Origin of the sequence: Acutalibacter caecimuris (assembly GCF_034335085.1) — a bacterium.
In the GTDB taxonomy this organism is placed as follows: domain Bacteria; phylum Bacillota; class Clostridia; order Oscillospirales; family Acutalibacteraceae; genus Acutalibacter; species Acutalibacter caecimuris.
Genome location: NZ_JAWXXJ010000010.1, coordinates 1 through 15,810 on the forward strand (window position 1 = coordinate 1; position 15,810 = coordinate 15,810).

General features: G+C 55.1%; 18 protein-coding genes. 10 read left to right on the top strand and 8 right to left on the bottom strand.

Annotation, left to right across the window (positions count from 1 at the left end):
- The first annotated feature begins 278 nt into the window (after positions 1-278).
- The 8 genes from U8U01_RS07210 (at position 279) to U8U01_RS17440 (ending at position 5,479) form a co-directional block, all read left to right on the top strand.
- Entirely contained in the window at positions 279-1,055 is a 777-nt protein-coding gene (locus U8U01_RS07210; protein WP_322172925.1) for a ParA family protein, read from the top strand.
- Positions 1,052-1,990, top strand: a complete 939-nt coding sequence (locus tag U8U01_RS07215) for a ParB/RepB/Spo0J family partition protein (protein WP_322172927.1) — start codon at positions 1,052-1,054, stop codon at positions 1,988-1,990. Before U8U01_RS07210 ends, U8U01_RS07215 begins: the two co-directional genes overlap by 4 nt.
- The gene (locus U8U01_RS07220) at positions 1,974-2,483 is read left to right on the top strand and encodes a hypothetical protein (RefSeq protein ID WP_322172929.1); all 510 of its coding nucleotides are present in this window, start codon (positions 1,974-1,976) and stop codon (positions 2,481-2,483) included. Before U8U01_RS07215 ends, U8U01_RS07220 begins: the two co-directional genes overlap by 17 nt.
- 72 nt (positions 2,484-2,555) lie before the next feature.
- On the top strand, positions 2,556-2,750 hold the full coding sequence (locus U8U01_RS07225; protein ID WP_322172931.1) for a hypothetical protein: 195 nt from the start codon (positions 2,556-2,558) through the stop codon (positions 2,748-2,750).
- Positions 2,747-2,998 carry a hypothetical protein gene (locus tag U8U01_RS07230; RefSeq protein WP_322172933.1) on the top strand — a complete coding sequence of 84 codons (252 nt, stop codon included), beginning with the start codon at positions 2,747-2,749 and terminating at the stop codon, positions 2,996-2,998. Before U8U01_RS07225 ends, U8U01_RS07230 begins: the two co-directional genes overlap by 4 nt.
- A gap of 8 nt (positions 2,999-3,006) precedes the next feature.
- Positions 3,007-3,276: a hypothetical protein gene (locus U8U01_RS07235; protein ID WP_322172935.1), complete on the top strand. Its 270-nt coding sequence runs from the start codon at positions 3,007-3,009 to the stop codon at positions 3,274-3,276.
- Positions 3,273-4,751 carry a DNA cytosine methyltransferase gene (locus U8U01_RS07240; RefSeq protein WP_322172937.1) on the top strand — a complete coding sequence of 493 codons (1,479 nt, stop codon included), beginning with the start codon at positions 3,273-3,275 and terminating at the stop codon, positions 4,749-4,751. Before U8U01_RS07235 ends, U8U01_RS07240 begins: the two co-directional genes overlap by 4 nt.
- A gap of 26 nt (positions 4,752-4,777) precedes the next feature.
- Positions 4,778-5,479 (top strand): hypothetical protein, encoded by a 702-nt coding sequence (locus U8U01_RS17440; protein ID WP_367575609.1) that lies wholly within the window; start codon positions 4,778-4,780, stop codon positions 5,477-5,479.
- Here the strand turns inward: U8U01_RS17440 and U8U01_RS07250 are convergent.
- The 6 genes from U8U01_RS07250 to U8U01_RS07275 form a co-directional block, all read right to left on the bottom strand.
- Entirely contained in the window at positions 5,362-6,111 is a 750-nt protein-coding gene (locus tag U8U01_RS07250; RefSeq protein WP_322172939.1) for a YveK family protein, read from the bottom strand. The genes U8U01_RS17440 and U8U01_RS07250 overlap by 118 nt on opposite strands.
- A 25-nt stretch (positions 6,112-6,136) precedes the next feature.
- Positions 6,137-7,036 (bottom strand): metallophosphoesterase, encoded by a 900-nt coding sequence (locus U8U01_RS07255; RefSeq protein ID WP_322172940.1) that lies wholly within the window; start codon positions 7,034-7,036, stop codon positions 6,137-6,139.
- 39 nt (positions 7,037-7,075) lie between these two features.
- A complete protein-coding gene (locus tag U8U01_RS07260) occupies positions 7,076-7,768 on the bottom strand; it encodes a sugar transferase (RefSeq protein WP_322172942.1) in 693 nt (230 codons plus the stop codon).
- A gap of 16 nt (positions 7,769-7,784) precedes the next feature.
- Positions 7,785-8,249, bottom strand: coding sequence for a hypothetical protein (locus U8U01_RS07265; RefSeq protein ID WP_322172944.1), 465 nt, complete (start codon positions 8,247-8,249; stop codon positions 7,785-7,787).
- A 725-nt stretch (positions 8,250-8,974) separates the two neighbouring features.
- Complete coding sequence (locus tag U8U01_RS07270; RefSeq protein ID WP_322172946.1) at positions 8,975-9,916, bottom strand: ROK family protein; 942 nt, start codon at positions 9,914-9,916, stop codon at positions 8,975-8,977.
- Positions 9,909-11,228, bottom strand: a complete 1,320-nt coding sequence (locus U8U01_RS07275) for a glycoside hydrolase family 1 protein (protein WP_322172947.1) — start codon at positions 11,226-11,228, stop codon at positions 9,909-9,911. Before U8U01_RS07275 ends, U8U01_RS07270 begins: the two co-directional genes overlap by 8 nt.
- Positions 11,229-11,331: 103 nt before the next feature.
- On the opposite strand from U8U01_RS07275, the gene U8U01_RS07280 reads away from it, so the two are divergent.
- Entirely contained in the window at positions 11,332-12,036 is a 705-nt protein-coding gene (locus U8U01_RS07280; protein ID WP_322172949.1) for an AraC family transcriptional regulator, read from the top strand.
- A 226-nt stretch (positions 12,037-12,262) separates the two neighbouring features.
- On the top strand, positions 12,263-13,114 hold the full coding sequence (locus U8U01_RS07285; protein ID WP_322172950.1) for an AraC family transcriptional regulator: 852 nt from the start codon (positions 12,263-12,265) through the stop codon (positions 13,112-13,114).
- Between the two features lie 144 nt (positions 13,115-13,258).
- On the opposite strand, the gene U8U01_RS07290 is transcribed toward U8U01_RS07285, so the two are convergent.
- Positions 13,259-13,729, bottom strand: coding sequence for a DUF3879 family protein (locus tag U8U01_RS07290; RefSeq protein WP_322172952.1), 471 nt, complete (start codon positions 13,727-13,729; stop codon positions 13,259-13,261).
- 145 nt (positions 13,730-13,874) lie between these two features.
- Entirely contained in the window at positions 13,875-15,806 is a 1,932-nt protein-coding gene (locus tag U8U01_RS07295) for an FtsX-like permease family protein (RefSeq protein ID WP_322172954.1), read from the bottom strand.
- Between the last annotated feature and the right edge of the window lie 4 nt (positions 15,807-15,810).

Genomic DNA, 15,810 nt, shown 5'->3' on the forward strand with positions numbered 1-15,810 from the left:
ACCACACTTGATCGCTTATGTCGTGTCTGTGATAGGAAGCATCCATCTTTTCCTCTCCTGTCTTTTTTGATGCTTCCATTCTATCACAATTCCTCTACCTTGTGTAGACACTATCTAGGGGATTCGGATTTGTTCTTATTCTTTTTCCAAGAAAGAAGAGGCGAAAGGAGGCCATAAAGGACAGCGCTCAAAAGAGGCGTGTCACATAAAGGACAAAAATAGAATTAAGTAAATAACCCTATTGTATACTTTAAGATATCAAATGAAAGGGATAAAAAATGAGCAAAATAATCGCAATCTGCAACCAAAAAGGTGGTGTGGGCAAGACCATGACCACCATAAACTTAGGCATCGGCCTAGCCCGCCAGGGCAAGCGCGTCCTGCTGGTAGACGTGGACGCACAAGGCTCTTTGACCGCCAGCCTGGGCTACCAGCACCCGGACCAACTGGAAGAAACCCTTGCCACTGTGCTGGGAAAGGTCATAGAGGACAAGCCACTGGAAACCGGCGAGGGAATCCTCCACCAGGAAGAAGGGATAGACCTGCTCCCCGCCAACATCGACCTAGCCGCCATGGAGGTCACATTGGTGAACATTATGAGCCGTGAAACCATCCTTCGGGAATACCTAAACACCGTCCGCGACCAGTACGATGTGATTCTCCTGGACTGCTGCCCCTCGTTGGGGATGCTCACCATCAACGCTCTGTCTGCGGCAGATGAAGTCCTGATACCCATGCAGGCCCACTTCTTGTCATTGAAAGGCATGGAGCAGCTCATGGGAACAATCGGGAGAGTGAAACGGCAGATCAACCCCACTCTCACAATCAGCGGTATTTTAATCACCATGGCAGATATGAGAACCACCTATTCGCAAGGAATCGTGGAGCTGCTTCGGGGTACATACGGCGACCAGCTAAGAATTTTCGATACCATCATCCCCCGCTCCATCCGTGCGGCTGAAACCAGCGCCGAGGGCAAAAGTATTTTCGTGCATGACCCCTCCGGCAAGGTGTCAGCGGCATATGAGGCCCTGACCTTAGAGGTCGCGTCATGAAAGGCAGCGCGGCAAAAATCCAAATGGCCAGCCTGGATGACTTGTTTGGAGGGGCCTCGCCCCAGGTAAATGACGGCCAAATTCAAGAAATCCCGCTGACAGAACTGCATCCGTTCAAAGACCACCCCTTTCATGTGATGGACGATGAGAAAATGCAGGAAATGACCGAAAGCGTTGCGCAGTATGGCGTTCTGGTGCCGGGAATTGTCCGTCCCAGGCCAGAGGGCGGCTATGAGATTGTGGCGGGCCACCGTCGCAAGAGGGCCAGTGAACTGGCGGGAAAAGAAACCATGCCGGTTATCGTCCGGGAGATGGACAATGACGAGGCCACCATTATCATGGTAGACAGCAATTTGCAGAGGGACAAGATTCTGCCCAGCGAAAAGGCTTTTGCCTATCGGATGAAACTGGAGGCAATGAAACACCAGGGACAACGAGGGGACTTAACTTGTGTGCCAGTGGCACACAAGTTAGCCGGAAAGAAATCACGGGATATTCTTGCGGAGCAGGTTGGTGAAAGCCAAGACCAGATACGCCGCTACATCCGCCTAACATACCTAATTCCTCCCCTGCTCCAAATGGTGGATGAAAACAAATTGGCGCTGCGTCCAGCCGTGGAACTGTCATACTTGACACGAGAAGAACAGGAGTTATTATGGGAGGCAGTGGGCAGGTGGGAAGTCACGCCCTCCTTGGGGCAAGCCCAGCAGCTAAAAGAGCACAGCAAAAATAAACAGTTAAATGGGGAAATAATGGAGGATTTGCTTTCCAATGGGAAAGCTGCCACGGTACAAGTCACGCTTAAAGGACCGCGCCTGCATCAATATTTCCCCAAAGACTACACCCAACAGCAGATGGAGGAAGTCATCCTCACCCTGCTTAAAAACTGGAAATCCCAGCAGAAAGGAGCCGTGTCAAATGACGACAAGAGCTAAAACAGTCAGCGTAAAGGAAACCGCTTTCGGTCAGGATATGCTAGAAGTTTTGGCAGAGCGGCAGTTAGAAAAAGCCGCTTACCATGGGCTTGCTGTATCCCAATCCATTGTAACCCTAAAGGAGCACCTTGTCAAGAAATTGAGCCATGGGAAGTGGAAAATAGACCCCGGCCTATGCCAGCCGGAGTTGCGCTGCCTATACCCCGTCTACTTCGATTCTGTGCGGATTCTGCTGGCAGAGTGTGTGGCGGAGTTCTTCCAGACCGGTAAAGTTTATCTGTCAGTGCTGGACCCCTACCGCATGGAGTATGTGGAGCATGAAATCCGGCGGCTGGTACTCACGCCGGAGGACACGGCAGCACTTCTGCGGGTACTCCACAAGGCACAGAACCCGGCTCATGACCTGATAGCCAGGTGGAAAGACCCTGCCCACCGTGGGCGATGGATGGAGCATATACGGGCGCTCTATCAGACCATAAGCCAATTACAATAGAATATTTTTTTGCGGGCCAATTTCATTTGAGATTGGCCCTATTTTTATGCGAATTTTTAGGAGGCATCGACTATGAAAGACAATTATCTTGATATTTGCAACTGCCCGGAGTGCAGCTACTTTGATATGGACAAGGCTCATTGCTGCGGCCTGCCGGAGCGGATAACTCAGCAGGATGTCCCCCGTATCAAGGACACCATACAGAGCTGCCTTTGTGTGAACCCCACGCTCTGGCGGCATTATGAGCGTTTGGAGGTGGAGCCATGACAGATGATGTACGCGCCCCGGCGGACGATATTGCGGATGGCAAAACGTACCTGGGGCTTGCGCAGGATATTGAGAACCTGATAGAAGATTTGAAACTCCGGCATAAGGCCACCCACGACCTGGGGACTTATTATCGGATACAGGATTTGAGAAGAATTCAACGGGAGCACCGGAAAACAGCGGAGCATTTGCTGCGCCGGGGCGAGCGCAGGGAACGGGAAAAGGCAGATAAGGAGGGAGATTTATAAATATCAGGATGAACGCGGGTTATATCATTACGGATTCCGTCCATGTTGGCGAAGTGGAGTTTGTGCTGGGGGTACATAGCACCGCTCCCAAGCAGTTTGTGACCTGGACCTGCAAAGATGGCAAGGACTACTATTGGGGTCACTACCACTCCGACCTGCTGTCAGCCACAAAAGACCTGCTGGAAAGAGCCACACAGGAATTGGAGTTTTGTATGGAAAGCAAGGCCATCAATAAGGCACAGCCACCCACGAAAAAGCCGGAGGAGCCTTGCCTATGATGAAACTCCTGCTGGGCGGCTCGCCCTGCACCCATTGGAGTATCGCGCAGTCCCGCCACAGAGAAACCAGGCCGGAGGGACAGGGCTGGGAGCTGTTCCGCAACTACCTGATTGCCAAGGCGCGGTATCAGCCGGATTACTTCCTGTATGAGAACAACAAGAGTATGGCTCCGGCTATCCGGGAGCAGATCACGGCAGAATTAGGCGTGGAGCCGGTTTTCATAAACTCCGCGCTGATGTCAGCGCAGAGCCGCCAGCGCTTGTATTGGACAAACATCCCCGGCGTGGAGCAGCCAAAGGACCGGGGGCTGGTGCTGCGGGATATTCTGGAAAGCGGCCTGCCGCTCCGGGAGAAAGGGTACACGCTGAAAGCCAATTATGCCAATTCCAACGCCGCCAATGCCAGCGGGCATTTCCCTGCGACTATGGCAGTGGAGCCAGTCAACATCACCGCAGACGGTAAAGCTCACTGCCTGCGGTCCAGTTATTATAAAGATGGCATCCGCAACATGGCCGGCAATACCTGGGACCGCAAAACCTGTGCAGCGCAGCCGGTGGATATCAAACGCCTGGGCGGTCTGTACGGCCAGGATAGCCGGTGGGGTATCTACGATGCGGAGGGAAAATGCCCCTGCCTGACCGCCTCGGCGGGAATGGGCAGCGGGCATATCCCCATGTACCCGGTCCGGGTCGGCCTGATCGAGAGCAGCACCGGCTCAGAGGGCCAGGGTCACCGGGTATACTCGGCTGACGGAAAGAGCAAGACCCTCTGCGGCAACGGCGGCGGGGCGGGAGCAAAAACCGGGTTATATACAACCCCTGCAAATTGTCCGGCTATGCCTGTGGCCGAGGCCACAACCAAAGGCTACACAGACATCATGCCTGGGGAGTGCGTGGATATGACCCAGCCAAACAGCAAGACCCGCCGGGGCCGCTCTATGCGGGAAAAGTCTAACTGCCTGACCACTGCCTGCCAGTATTACCAATACTGCGGCACACTGGAAAAGCCCCTTTATCAGGTCAGGGATGGGCAAATCACCATCCATGGGCGGCAGTACCCCATCAAGCTGGTGGACGGACTCTATATCATCCGCAAGCTGACGGTATTGGAGTATATGCGCCTGCAAACAGTCCCGGAGGAGTACATTTTCCCTGTGAGCAATTCCCAAGCCTATAAAATGCTGGGCAACGGCTGGACCGTGGACGTGATTGCCCACATCCTCTCCTACTACCCTGGTATCTTGACGAAGCCGCTGGAAGTGCTCTCCATGTACGATGGCATGAGCTGCGGGCATCTGGCGCTGGACAAGCTGGGAGCCAAGATTCACCGGTATTACGCCACTGAAATCGACAAATACGCCATTAAGACCACACAAACAAACTTCCCGGATACCATCCAGTTAGGCGACACCTTTGGAGTGCGGGAGGATAATTGGTGGTCTATTTTTGAGGAACATCCCTGTTTTACATCTTAAATAGCACATAAGGAAGGATGATGCGATTGAACCGTAGGGACGAAGGATTTGTAGAGCGGCATGAGGACTTCGGGGAGAAGATCGGCGGCACGAAAAAAGATTTGTGGAAGGAGCGGGGCCTGTATGTAGAGGACCTGGAGGCCATGAACGAGCGCGAGGCCGACAAGTTTGTAAAAAAGGATAACATCTGGAAAAAGCCGGACTATGAGGCTATGCTGGACGAGGGCATCCCCCTTGGCGTGGTGTACTATATCAAAAAGGCCAGGGACCAATACTTTGAGCCAAACGAGGGCAGCAGCAGGGACATACAACAGTCTGACATGATCTGCGGCTTTCAGGTGCTCAGAATCTCCCCAAAGCCGGACTACCTCCCCATCTCTCAGGAGGAATTTGAACAGCGCATATTGGAGGCATGGACCTACAACAATGACAAAACCAAGGTTTCAGCAGTCTTTCGCGGCGGGGAACGGGAATGGGCGTTGCTATGGAATGACGAAAGCTATTCCGTCCGGGGGGCTGTAGCCTGCCGTGCCAGCGAGGAATACCAGCTAAAGCTGGTGAATGAGCCGATATCTGCAATCAGGGACCTGCTTGCCATTTACGGCACGGATCAAGTGCGCCTTGCCCTGCTGGAACAGGGCGAATCAAACGAGGATGTGCTCCAAAGTATCACCAAGTTTGGCAGTACAGCTATCCGGCACAGGTTATATGCCTGCATTTGTAGGTAGTCTTTCACATCCAAGTACTCCAGCCCTTCCAGCCCCTCAAAAGACAGGTCCAGGATGCTGTCGTTCTCCGCGTAGTTGTGAACAAAGTCCTCCCAATACACGTCAGCCAAAAGGTTTAGCACCATCTTGGGGTCTGTATGGTACAACGCCACCCGCGGGGAACAGGATACCCGGTATTCCGTGGATATCTTCAGGTCTGACTCCTGGGTTACATCCAGTTTTTCCGCGTCCAGGGGGGTGGACAGTGCCAACAGCCCGGAAAGCTGGTCTACCGAGGTTTGTAACTGTCCCCGCTGGATGACCTGCTCTAAAACGTGGTCGGAAAGGATGTTGGACTCATTGAACCGGGTAACGTTTGGGTTCTGCCCCCTGGCCGCTTCCTCATAGTTGAACACCATCATCATATCCGGCGACCAGTAGCCCACCGCCATCTGTGCGGAAAAGTATACCGCCACAAACAGCACCCCAAAGACAGCCAGTTTCCGCCAAGCCCCTTTTGCCCGGCCCAATGTCCCCCGCAGCCCAAGGACAGGCAGCTTGGATTTGATTAGAAAAAAGCGCCAGCCCAGAACCATGTAGGCAATGACCACACACAGTACCAGGGCAGGGCCAACCAACCCTACAAATAACATCCCGCTATCACTCCTTCAACTATGGTTATGAGAGGTCCGTATCCTGCCGGCTGTTTATATCTATTACCGCCAGTTCGGGCCGGTTATTTACCCGGGGGAACCCGTTGTGGCCGCCCATGCCGCGGGAGACAAACACCGTACTGTTGGCAAGCTGGTACATCCCCCCGCTGTATTTGGGGAAAAAGCCGGTATCCACGTGGTACAGCCCGCCAACCCCCGGAAGGCGTACCTGCCCCCCATGGTAATGGCCGCAAATGCCTAAATCCACCTTTCCATCTGCCAGCGCGTCATAGTACAGGCTGGGGTAATGGGAGATAAGCAGCTTAAAGGCCGGGCTTTTTTCATACTCCGCAAAGAAAGCTGCACCATATTCCTCATATCCTTCCGGGGCTGTCGTCAACCCGCCAATCAAGAATGAAGTTTTATGGATGGTCACTTCCTCTGCCCGGTTGACCAGCACATGGACCCCCTGCTCGGAAAGCCGGCTCTCAACCGGGACGCCTTGCTCGTACATAAGATTGCTCTCATGGTTGCCAGGGCTGTAATAGACCGGGGCGATCCCCACCAGTTTTCCACAAAGGCCCAGCACGATATCCAGGTTGCCGTCATCCGCATTGGCCATGTCCCCGGCAATGGCGATGATATCCGGCTCCAGTGCCTGTATTTGATCCACCAGTTCTGCGTTTTCCGGGCCAAACTCCCGGTTATGTAGGTCTGACAGGACCACTACCCGCACCGTTTCCCCAGCCGCAATTTTGGGCGAATACACATGGTAGAAGGTCACCTCCAATTTCTCGGAAAGGAGGGCGCCGCCCCCAAAGAAGAGCCCCACAGCCAGGACCGCCAGAAAAACAGCCAACCGCCCCGCCGGATACCTCCGGCGGGGCCTGGCGTGGCTGGCCTGCTTTTTCTCTTTCCTTTTCATCCTCCCGGCCTCCCCATCCGTTCTGTTTTTATCCGCATACTATAGCCCCTCCCTGCGAAAAACCACCCTGGCTGTCTGAAAAATCAGTTTCCAGTCCAGCAGCCAGCCCTGCTCCCGTATGTAGCACAAGTCCAGTTCCACCCAGGCATCAAAAGTCAGGCTGTTACGGGCGGGGTTTACCTGCCAAAAACAGGTAAGGCCTGGCGTAACCGCCAGCCGCTGCCATTGGTAAAACGTATACTGCGCAACTTCCCGGGGCAATGGGGGGCGTGGGCCAACAATGGACATATCCCCTTTCAGGATATTCACCAACTGGGGCAACTCATCCAACCCGGTGGCGCGCAAAAAGCGCCCCAAACGGGTGATCCTGGGGTCGCCTCGTATCTTAAACACCGGGCCTGTCATTTGGTTATAAGGCAGCAATTTATCTAAGTGGCTCTCTGCATCTACACACATGGTACGGAATTTGTACAGGCGGAACTTTTCTCCACCCCGGCCACAGCGGAGCTGTGAAAAGATCGGCGGGCCGTGGGGGTCGTCTACCACCACGGCCAGGGCAATCAGGGCCATCAACAGGGAGAGCAGCACCAAGGCCAATGCTGACAGCACTATATCCTGTGCCCTCTTCACCCACAAATAAACCCGTCTTTGCCAGCCCCGTGAAATACAGCGGGCAGATAGGCTCATCCCATACTCAATTCCCAAAGCCCTCTCCAAATCTTTAATCTCCATTGCATCCACATCCCGTTCAGTATCTAGCGGCAAAGCGTTTTTGTTTCCTCTGTACCTCTCTTAAAAATCTGTCGTGGAACTCTTCCTCGCCCCGTTTCCGGGCTTTTACAGCGTCTTCAAACTTCCGGTAGCTGCCTAAATAGTGGCGTTTCCCCTTAAAACAGATGGTGGCCCGCCACAAACCCTTTTTGGGCAGCCAATCCACCCCGGGTACGCCGCTGGTGTTGTTTTTCCTGGCTATTTTGGCAGCCCAAAGCATATCCGGGCTAGCGCCGTCTACATAGATAGGCCCTTTGCGCATACAGCCGCAGCTTTTGGTGTGGCCGCTACGCAGCCCCTGCGACCGTACTGTTACCAGGTTCCCGCAGTCACAAAGGCAACGCCAAGCCGTACGTCCGCCCATGTTTTCAGCTTGGTACAACACTGTCAGCTTTCCGTACCGCTGGCCTGTCAGGTCCAGCTTTTGCCTAGAATGGCTCATCGTCAACCCTCGCTTTCTGTAATAAAGTCTACTTTTTGATACCTGAGAGGCAGGGGTGCGGGAGGAGAAATTAGTGGCAAAAAGGAAACAAAAATCATAAAATGGGGTTGCAATTTCAAGCATTTTGTTTTAGAATAATTAACGCAGTGGGAACTGTTAAAAAGTAAGATTTTTGAAGGAAATGCAGGGCGGCGGGCTGTGGGGTTGGCCCTTCGGTTTTTAGCAAAAAATTTCCCAGGAGGAATAAAAACCCCTCCTGGGTGCTTTTTTTGCCAGAGTTATTCGCAACTAATCGGCCGGTATTGCGGGGATGTTCCCCCGATATTCCTGCCTTCTTACCCCGGTAATGGGCCGGTCTTGCGGGGGTCTTAAACGGGGGGCGGCGCGCTTGGCGCTTTTTTGGGGCGCTGCCCCAAACCCTGCTTAAAAGGATCCCTAAAAACTTTAGGGGGCGCTTCGCGCGGTTGTTTGGTTCTCACTGTGGGGCGTTCTCCAGATACCCTACGCTCTGGCCGATAAAGACCTGGCCTACTATATTGTAAAGCTGGCCCACGAGGGAGGCTGTAATGCTGGGGACAGCGAAGGCGCGCAGTAATAAAGCGAACGCCGTGTGCAGATGCCCGCACACGGCGTTTTTTGCCTGGGGCCGCCCATTACAGCCGCCACAAATTGCCCGGCAGGGCCTTTACCTGGGTAAAACAAAGGGGGCGCCGGCTTGCACCTGCCTAGCTTTTCCCTGTGCCGGCGGTACTGGCTTTGAGCGCGCCGTATACATTCGCGTCCAAGCAAAGGGCTCCGGCCCGCAGGTCCACCGCAAAGTCTTCCCTTTCCACTTTTATCCCGATCTGGGCCAGGTCGACGCCGGGGAAGTCCAGGCAGCCTTCCTGTATTTCCCCAAGGCTTTGGCGGACGCCTGCTATAAGAGCAGGCTGGCGGGCAAGGCCCCCGGTTACCACCACGCAGTCCGGGTCCAGCAGCAGGGCGGCGTTGAAAATAACAACGGCCACTGCCCGGCAATAGGGCACAAGTAAGGCTTTGGCCACAGGGTCGCCGGAGGCTACATACCCAAAAAACTCTTCTCCGCTGACCGCCCCGGGCTGCATCCCCTTCGCCGCTGCCAGCTTGTACGGCAGCAGGGGGAACACCGTATCCAGGCAGCCGGCGCTGTACTTGCCCTGTGCTGTATCGGACGCGGACAGCATACCAAACACCATGGCGCTGTTGTTTTTGACGCCCCGCATGGGCTTGCCGTTTACCACCATACCGCCGCCCATGCCGGAGCCCAGCACGATCCCCAGCACGGTATCCGCACCCTTGGCCGCGCCCTTCCACCACTCGCCCACCGTGGCGGCGATGCCGTCATTTTCTACCACGGCCGGCAGGCCCAGCCGCTTTTCCAGCTCTGCGCGGAGGTTTACGCCTATCAGGAAATCCATGGTATAGGCCCGGTACGTTTCCCCGTCCGGGAACATCCGGCCGTTGGCGGAAACCGCGATACCGTCCGCTTGGCCAAGCAGGCCGTCTGACAGGCTTACCAGTGCGTTAAAGTAACCCTCCCGGCTGTCCTTGGGCGTGGGCAGGGTGCGCCGCTCCAGAATATCCCCTTCCGTTGTCATAAGGGCGAATTTGATGTTGCTGCCACCAATATCATACACCAGCTTATGCATGACCCAAGTCCTCCCCGTTGGAATCGATGACTTTCCGGAACCAGCCGTAGCTGCGCTTTTTGCTCCGTTTCAGGTCCCGTAGGTCGGTGTCTGTGCGGTTGACGTAGATGAAACCGTACCGTTTGCGCATTTCCCCTTTGGAGCTGAGGATATCCATGGGCCCCCATGTGAGAAAGCCCATCAGGTCCACGCCGTCCTCGTCTACAGCGGCTTGCAGGGCCTTCAAGTGCTGGCGTAGGTACTCGATACGGTACAGGTCGTCCACGTAGCCGTCCTCGCCGGCCTGTTCGTCCACGCCCAAGCCACACTCGATGGTGAACACGGGCAGACGGCTCTCCCGCCAGATCTCCCCCACGCTGACCCGCAGCCCGGCCGGGTCAATGGTCCAGCCCCACTGGGTCTTTTCCAGGTAGGGGTTCCCCTCCCCTTTGCCGGTGTAGGCGTCCAGCAGCATTTCCGTTACGGACGCGCCGTTCTTTACCGTTAGGGAACAGTAATAGCTGTGGGCGATAAAGTCATAGTTTGCGGCCTTTAAAATTGCCGCGTCACCCGGTTCCATGGGGGGCTCTGCCATGTCAGAGGGGTAAGCGCCCTGGGCCAGTACGTCTACCGTTTGCAGCACATATTCCCGGGCGCATTTTTTAGCGGCCAGTATGTCCGCGGGATGGCAGGTGGCCGGGTACATGGGCATATAATTTACCATGCCCCCCACTTTCGCGCTAGGGGCAAACCGGCGTACCGCCCGCACCAGCCCTGCCCCGCCCAGGAACAGATGATGGGACACGGTCCCCCACTTTTCCGGCGCGGCGCCGGACACCAGCGGGTAGACGTTCTGCTCGTTAAAGGGAATGTAATACTTTACCCGCCCTGCAAAGTGCCTGACGACCGTTTCTGCATAGGCGCAAAACGCGTCCACCGTTTGCCGGCCCTGCCAGCCGCCGTACTTCTTTTGCAGGGCCAGGGGCATATCGAAATGGAACAGGCAGATCATGGGCTCGATGCCTTTGGCAAGCAGTTCGTCCACCACCCGGTCGTAGAAATCCAGGCCGGCTTGGTTGACTTCCCCCTCCCCTTCCGGGAACACCCGGCTCCAACTGACAGAAAAACGGTAGCAGTTGAAGTGCATCCCGGCCAAAAGGCCGATGTCCTCCTGGTAGCGGTGGTAAAAGTCAATGGCTGTCTTCCAGTCGGAGCAGCCCGCTCTGGCGGGCATCACGTCGTAGACGCTGGGACCCTTGCCGTCCTCGTTCCATGCGCCCTCGGTCTGCATACTGGAAACCGAGCCGCCCCATAAAAAACCCTTTTTGAACATGATAGAATACCTCCTTTCCCCTTCATTATTGCATATCAGGCGGCTTTGTGCTATCATTTATTTAGCTTTTTGGATATTTATTTAACGCATGGGAGGCATGGCTATGGCCAATTTGAAAGCGGAGCTGGCGGTTGGGAAGATTTTACGGAGCGGTTTCCGCCACCACGCGTATGAGGACGAAAAGGGATTGCTGCGCGGCGTGCTGGTCCGGGACATCAGCCTGGAGATGGTAAAGCGGGAAATATGGGCCTCTTATGGGGACTGGCTGGAGCCGGGGGGCCTGCGGCTGCTTAAGACCGGGTTTGCCTGTTTTTTGACGGTACTGAGCCGGGCAGCCATTGAGTATGGGGCGGACAGCGAATACAGCTTTGCCATGAGCGACTATTACCTGTGGGAGATCGAGCGTTCGCCGAGCAAAGAAACGTTGGATAAGCTGTTTGAGGAGATTATCCAAAACTACCAGGAACTGGCGGATGACGGCGTCTGCCTGGGGTATTCCCCGCCTATAGCCAAGGCTGTGCGGTATATCCGGCGGCATTTGTACGGCCGCTTTACGGTGGCCGAACTGGCAGATGAAGCGGGGTTCTGCGGGCCATATTTCTCCAAGCTTTTTAAGAAAGAGGTGGGCATACCGCCCCAGGCTTTTATGGAGAACTGCCGGCTGGAAGAAGCACGCCGGATGCTCGGCCAGGGGCAGGCCGGCGTGCTGGAGATTGCGGAGGCCCTGGGGTTTTGCAGCGCCTCTTACTTTGCCAGGCGGTATAAACGCCGGTACGGGGTGACGCCTTCCTCGGAGAGGGGGCAATAGGGGCATGGCGCTTGGCCGGTTTCCCCTTTGTTTTGCAGGCTGCAACTTCTCAGCAGTTTTGACGGCCCATCTACCTTTCGGAATGATTGGCGTGGTGCGGTTGCCGGGGGAAATGAAAAGAAACGCCGGTTTCAGCCTCTCTTTTTTGTGCAGGTATTGCGAGGAAAAATTTTTCAAATGCTGTATAATCATAGAGGTAACTATCATCGGTGACGGAGGTATAGCAATGGAATGGGTTGAAAGGCTCAACCAGAGTATCGCTTATATGGAAGAGCACTTAACAGGCGAGATGGATTATGGGCGGCTGGGGCAGATTGCCTGTTGTTCCGCCTATCACTACCAAAGGATGTTCACCTATATGGCCGGTATTACCCTGTCGGAATATATCCGGCGAAGAAAGATGTCATTGGCCGCGGTGGACTTGCAGGGCAGCCATGAAAAGATCATTGATATTGCTGAAAAATACGGGTACCGTTCCCCCACTGCGTTTAACAGGGCTTTCCAAAGCGTTCATGGCATAGCGCCGTCGGCGGCTAGACATGATGGCGCACCCGTAAAATCATTCCCTCCCATTACATTTACGATTGCTGTTAAAGGGGCTGAAGAGATGCAGTATCGAATAGAAACCAAAGACGCTTTTCGGATCGTGGGCATATCCGCGCCGCTGCACAGGGATCTGGCGCAAAACTTTACGGCCGTTCCGCAAATGTGGCAAGAGGCGGCTGTGCACGGGACCATCCAGGAACTGGCCGGCATGATGGATGCGCCCCCCATGGGCTTATTAGGTGTAAGCCTGTGTAATGATGATGAACCGTGGAAATACTTCATCGCCGTTTCCAGCACAAAGGAGCCCGGTGCATTTGAGGCGTACACGGTGCCTGCATCTACCTGGGCAATTTTCCCTGGATCGGGCACAAACCAATCCATACAGGAACTGGAACAACGTGTTGTTACAGAATGGCTGCCGGCCTCCGGCTACGAATATGCGGATGCGCCGGATATAGAGGTTTACCTGAACCCTGACCCTCAAAACGCCCAGTATGAGGTGTGGATACCCGTAAGAAAGAAACAGCCGTAACGGGGGGCCATAGGAAAGAAACGGTTTGCTTGTTTAGGGGAACCGCTGCCCCGTGCTTTCTTGATTTTGTATAACGGCTTGTTTGCGCAGGGGTGTAAAGGCAAAACAAAAACCGGCCTGGAGATATCACTCCAGACCGGTTTTTTATGCTTTCACGTCTATGCCCTGCCTGTACGCATCCAGGATGCCGGTGTCAAAGGGCTGCCCCACCTGCCAGCCGGGAACACGGGATTTTACAAAATCCTGCAATCTATTGGCCTCCTCACGATGGATTTGATGCAGTGTGTATGCTGCATGGGCCCGGTCCTGGGGCGGGATTGTCAAGGCATATGCGAAAATGCTATCGCCGTATTCATTCCCGCTGGATGCAGTCATTCCGTAATATTTCTTCATGTTCTGGAACGCCATATCCTTCATTTTTGTTTCTATTTCCTTCGAAACCGGAATAATCTTAAAATCGGACTCTTTCATCCCGGTGATGTTCATGCCTTCCGGGCAATATGGGTTGACATGGCCTTCCGGGGGCAGGGAGCCATTTTGCAGCTTTGGCTGGGACATCTGGTTCTGGTACCGGTCCCTGCTGATCATCATTCTGGCAATATCGTTGATTGTCATAGCGCTGCCTCCTCTTTATGCCGCCCACAAATCCGCTCTTTAAGTATATCGGCAGATTCAGGAAAAAATAAAGGCATATTTTCAAACTGCATGGGGGATTCCAGGAATTTTCCGAAGGGGGCTTTTCATGACCCCCCTTGCGGCGCTACTCTTTCTCCCTGGTGCTCAGCAGATAGATGGGGTCGGTACGGAAACCCAGCGCCATCAGCAGCAAAGCCAAAACCAGCGTCAGGAAACTTATACACAGCGGCACGGCGAAACTTATACACAGCGGCACGGCATAACTTACATACTCCGGCACATCCACCTCTATTTGGGCTTTTTCCGCCAGCTCCCGGCCCGCGGCCCAGGTGCTGTAGCGGGTGTCGTAGTCATATAGGCTGTCCCGCTCCTCCGGGGTTGCGGCCACCACCTGGAGCCCGCTTACCTTATCCAGGGCCAGTGTGCCGCATACGCCGCCAACCGAGGCGGAAAGCACGGTCAGCATCATCAGCGCCAACAAAAGCGACGCCCGGCACTGGCGTTTTGTCATGCCCAGGCTGCGCTCGATTGCCGTGCGCTTTTTCTCCTTCACGACGAAGAAGTACAATAGCAGGGCCATAATGGACAGCGCCGCCATGATGCCGCCCATCAGCAGCAGGAAGGCCATGGCCCGGCTGTTGTCAAGGGACTTCCTTATCTCCGAATAGCCCCGGTCATCGTAGGTGATTTGCAGCCGTTGGGCTTGGGGCACGTGCGCCTTTAGGGCCGCGTCAAACTGCTGGATGGAGCCGTTGGGTATCTGGAAGGAGGCGGTGTACCGGGTCATGGGCCTACAATAGGTTATATGGCTTTCATCCCCGGCCGTGACGGATTTTGCCGGGATGATGAAGGTATCCTGGCCTGCCTCGATCTCGTACTGTTTCTGGCAGCCCACCAGCCCCACGATCTCGTATTCCTGCTCAAAGAAGGGCTCATAGAACGCGCCGTCCTCGTCCAGAAGGCTGAACGCCGCGTGGGGTATGCCGCCCAATGAACTCAGGTCCCTATACATCGCGCAGACAAAGGGCATATTTACCTTGCTGCCCACCGTGAGCCTGTTCCTGCGGGCAAAATCCAGCGATACCATGCACACCGGCGCACCGGACGCAAACTCCTCCTGGGTTATCTCCCTGCCGTCCAGCAGGACGATATTCTTTTCGTGCCAACTGGGCAGGACTTCCAGGGCATTGGTAGCCAGGGCGCAGAAACAGTGCGTCCGCTGCTCCACGTTCTTGGCCCACTGGGCGAACACGTATCCGGGGTTGCCCTTCTCATAGAAACCGGCGCCGGTAACTTGGGCGATTTGGGGATAAACGGGAGATTCATTGCCCCAGTCTATATCGTCCGGGAAATTCTCTTGGCCGATATAGTTCCCCTCCCGGTCCGTACGGCCTGTGTGGGGGCGGCTATACACCACATACTCGTCCACCTGGTGCTCCGGACAGTTCCACCGCTTGGCCAGTTCGGCCACATACTTTTCCCCGGGTTCCATGGGATAGCGGGTTTCGCCCCAGCACTGGCACACGGTAATACGGTCGCCCTCATGCAGGGCAAGGTCCGGCGTCGTACAGGTCCCCTGGCTCTGGTTGTCCTTGCTGAACAGGACTTTGGTTACCTCTACTTCCACCGGCGCGCCGTCCTCCCCCACTGCCGCAAAGGGAGAAAACTCCACCACATGGAACGTGTCATCATAGCCATAATGGGAAAACGACGGTTCATGGAACACATAGTAGGGCCGGCTCTCCGGCTTTACAACGTAGTTGGCCCCGGGAAAATCCAGATCTTCCGGGTGTATGTACCCGCCGTAGCCGGTCTTTTGGGCAGACGACGTTTCCATACAGGGGTTGGGCACGTGCACCTTATCGTTGCTGACGGGCATCTGCTCGATATAGCCAACCGTGGCGTAGGTGTCCTCCACGATCTGTATACGCACATGATTCTCTACGGTAAGCACGGCCCCGGTAACGACCAGCGCGGTGCTGGCCGCCATGAGCAGGAAGAACAGCAGCGCTTTCCACGGCTGCCGGAGCAACTGTTTTATGCTGAAACTAAACATATTT

Excerpts from the sequence above, each read along its gene's own strand:
- U8U01_RS07295 (WP_322172954.1), bottom strand. The coding sequence starts at position 15,806 with ATGTTTAGTTTCAGCATAAAACAGTTGCTCCGGCAGCCGTGGAAAGCG.
- U8U01_RS07210 (WP_322172925.1), top strand. The coding sequence starts at position 279 with ATGAGCAAAATAATCGCAATCTGCAACCAAAAAGGTGGTGTGGGCAAG.
- U8U01_RS07230 (WP_322172933.1), top strand. The coding sequence starts at position 2,747 with ATGACAGATGATGTACGCGCCCCGGCGGACGATATTGCGGATGGCAAA.
- U8U01_RS07270 (WP_322172946.1), bottom strand. The coding sequence starts at position 9,916 with ATGCATAAGCTGGTGTATGATATTGGTGGCAGCAACATCAAATTCGCC.
- U8U01_RS07240 (WP_322172937.1), top strand. The coding sequence starts at position 3,273 with ATGATGAAACTCCTGCTGGGCGGCTCGCCCTGCACCCATTGGAGTATC.
- U8U01_RS07215 (WP_322172927.1), top strand. The coding sequence starts at position 1,052 with ATGAAAGGCAGCGCGGCAAAAATCCAAATGGCCAGCCTGGATGACTTG.
- U8U01_RS07280 (WP_322172949.1), top strand. The coding sequence starts at position 11,332 with ATGGCCAATTTGAAAGCGGAGCTGGCGGTTGGGAAGATTTTACGGAGC.
- U8U01_RS07285 (WP_322172950.1), top strand. The coding sequence starts at position 12,263 with ATGGAATGGGTTGAAAGGCTCAACCAGAGTATCGCTTATATGGAAGAG.
- U8U01_RS07220 (WP_322172929.1), top strand. The coding sequence starts at position 1,974 with ATGACGACAAGAGCTAAAACAGTCAGCGTAAAGGAAACCGCTTTCGGT.
- U8U01_RS07275 (WP_322172947.1), bottom strand. The coding sequence starts at position 11,228 with ATGTTCAAAAAGGGTTTTTTATGGGGCGGCTCGGTTTCCAGTATGCAG.
- U8U01_RS07250 (WP_322172939.1), bottom strand. The coding sequence starts at position 6,111 with ATGTTATTTGTAGGGTTGGTTGGCCCTGCCCTGGTACTGTGTGTGGTC.
- U8U01_RS07255 (WP_322172940.1), bottom strand. The coding sequence starts at position 7,036 with ATGAAAAGGAAAGAGAAAAAGCAGGCCAGCCACGCCAGGCCCCGCCGG.
- U8U01_RS07265 (WP_322172944.1), bottom strand. The coding sequence starts at position 8,249 with ATGAGCCATTCTAGGCAAAAGCTGGACCTGACAGGCCAGCGGTACGGA.
- U8U01_RS07235 (WP_322172935.1), top strand. The coding sequence starts at position 3,007 with ATGAACGCGGGTTATATCATTACGGATTCCGTCCATGTTGGCGAAGTG.
- U8U01_RS07290 (WP_322172952.1), bottom strand. The coding sequence starts at position 13,729 with ATGACAATCAACGATATTGCCAGAATGATGATCAGCAGGGACCGGTAC.
- U8U01_RS07225 (WP_322172931.1), top strand. The coding sequence starts at position 2,556 with ATGAAAGACAATTATCTTGATATTTGCAACTGCCCGGAGTGCAGCTAC.
- U8U01_RS07260 (WP_322172942.1), bottom strand. The coding sequence starts at position 7,768 with ATGGAGATTAAAGATTTGGAGAGGGCTTTGGGAATTGAGTATGGGATG.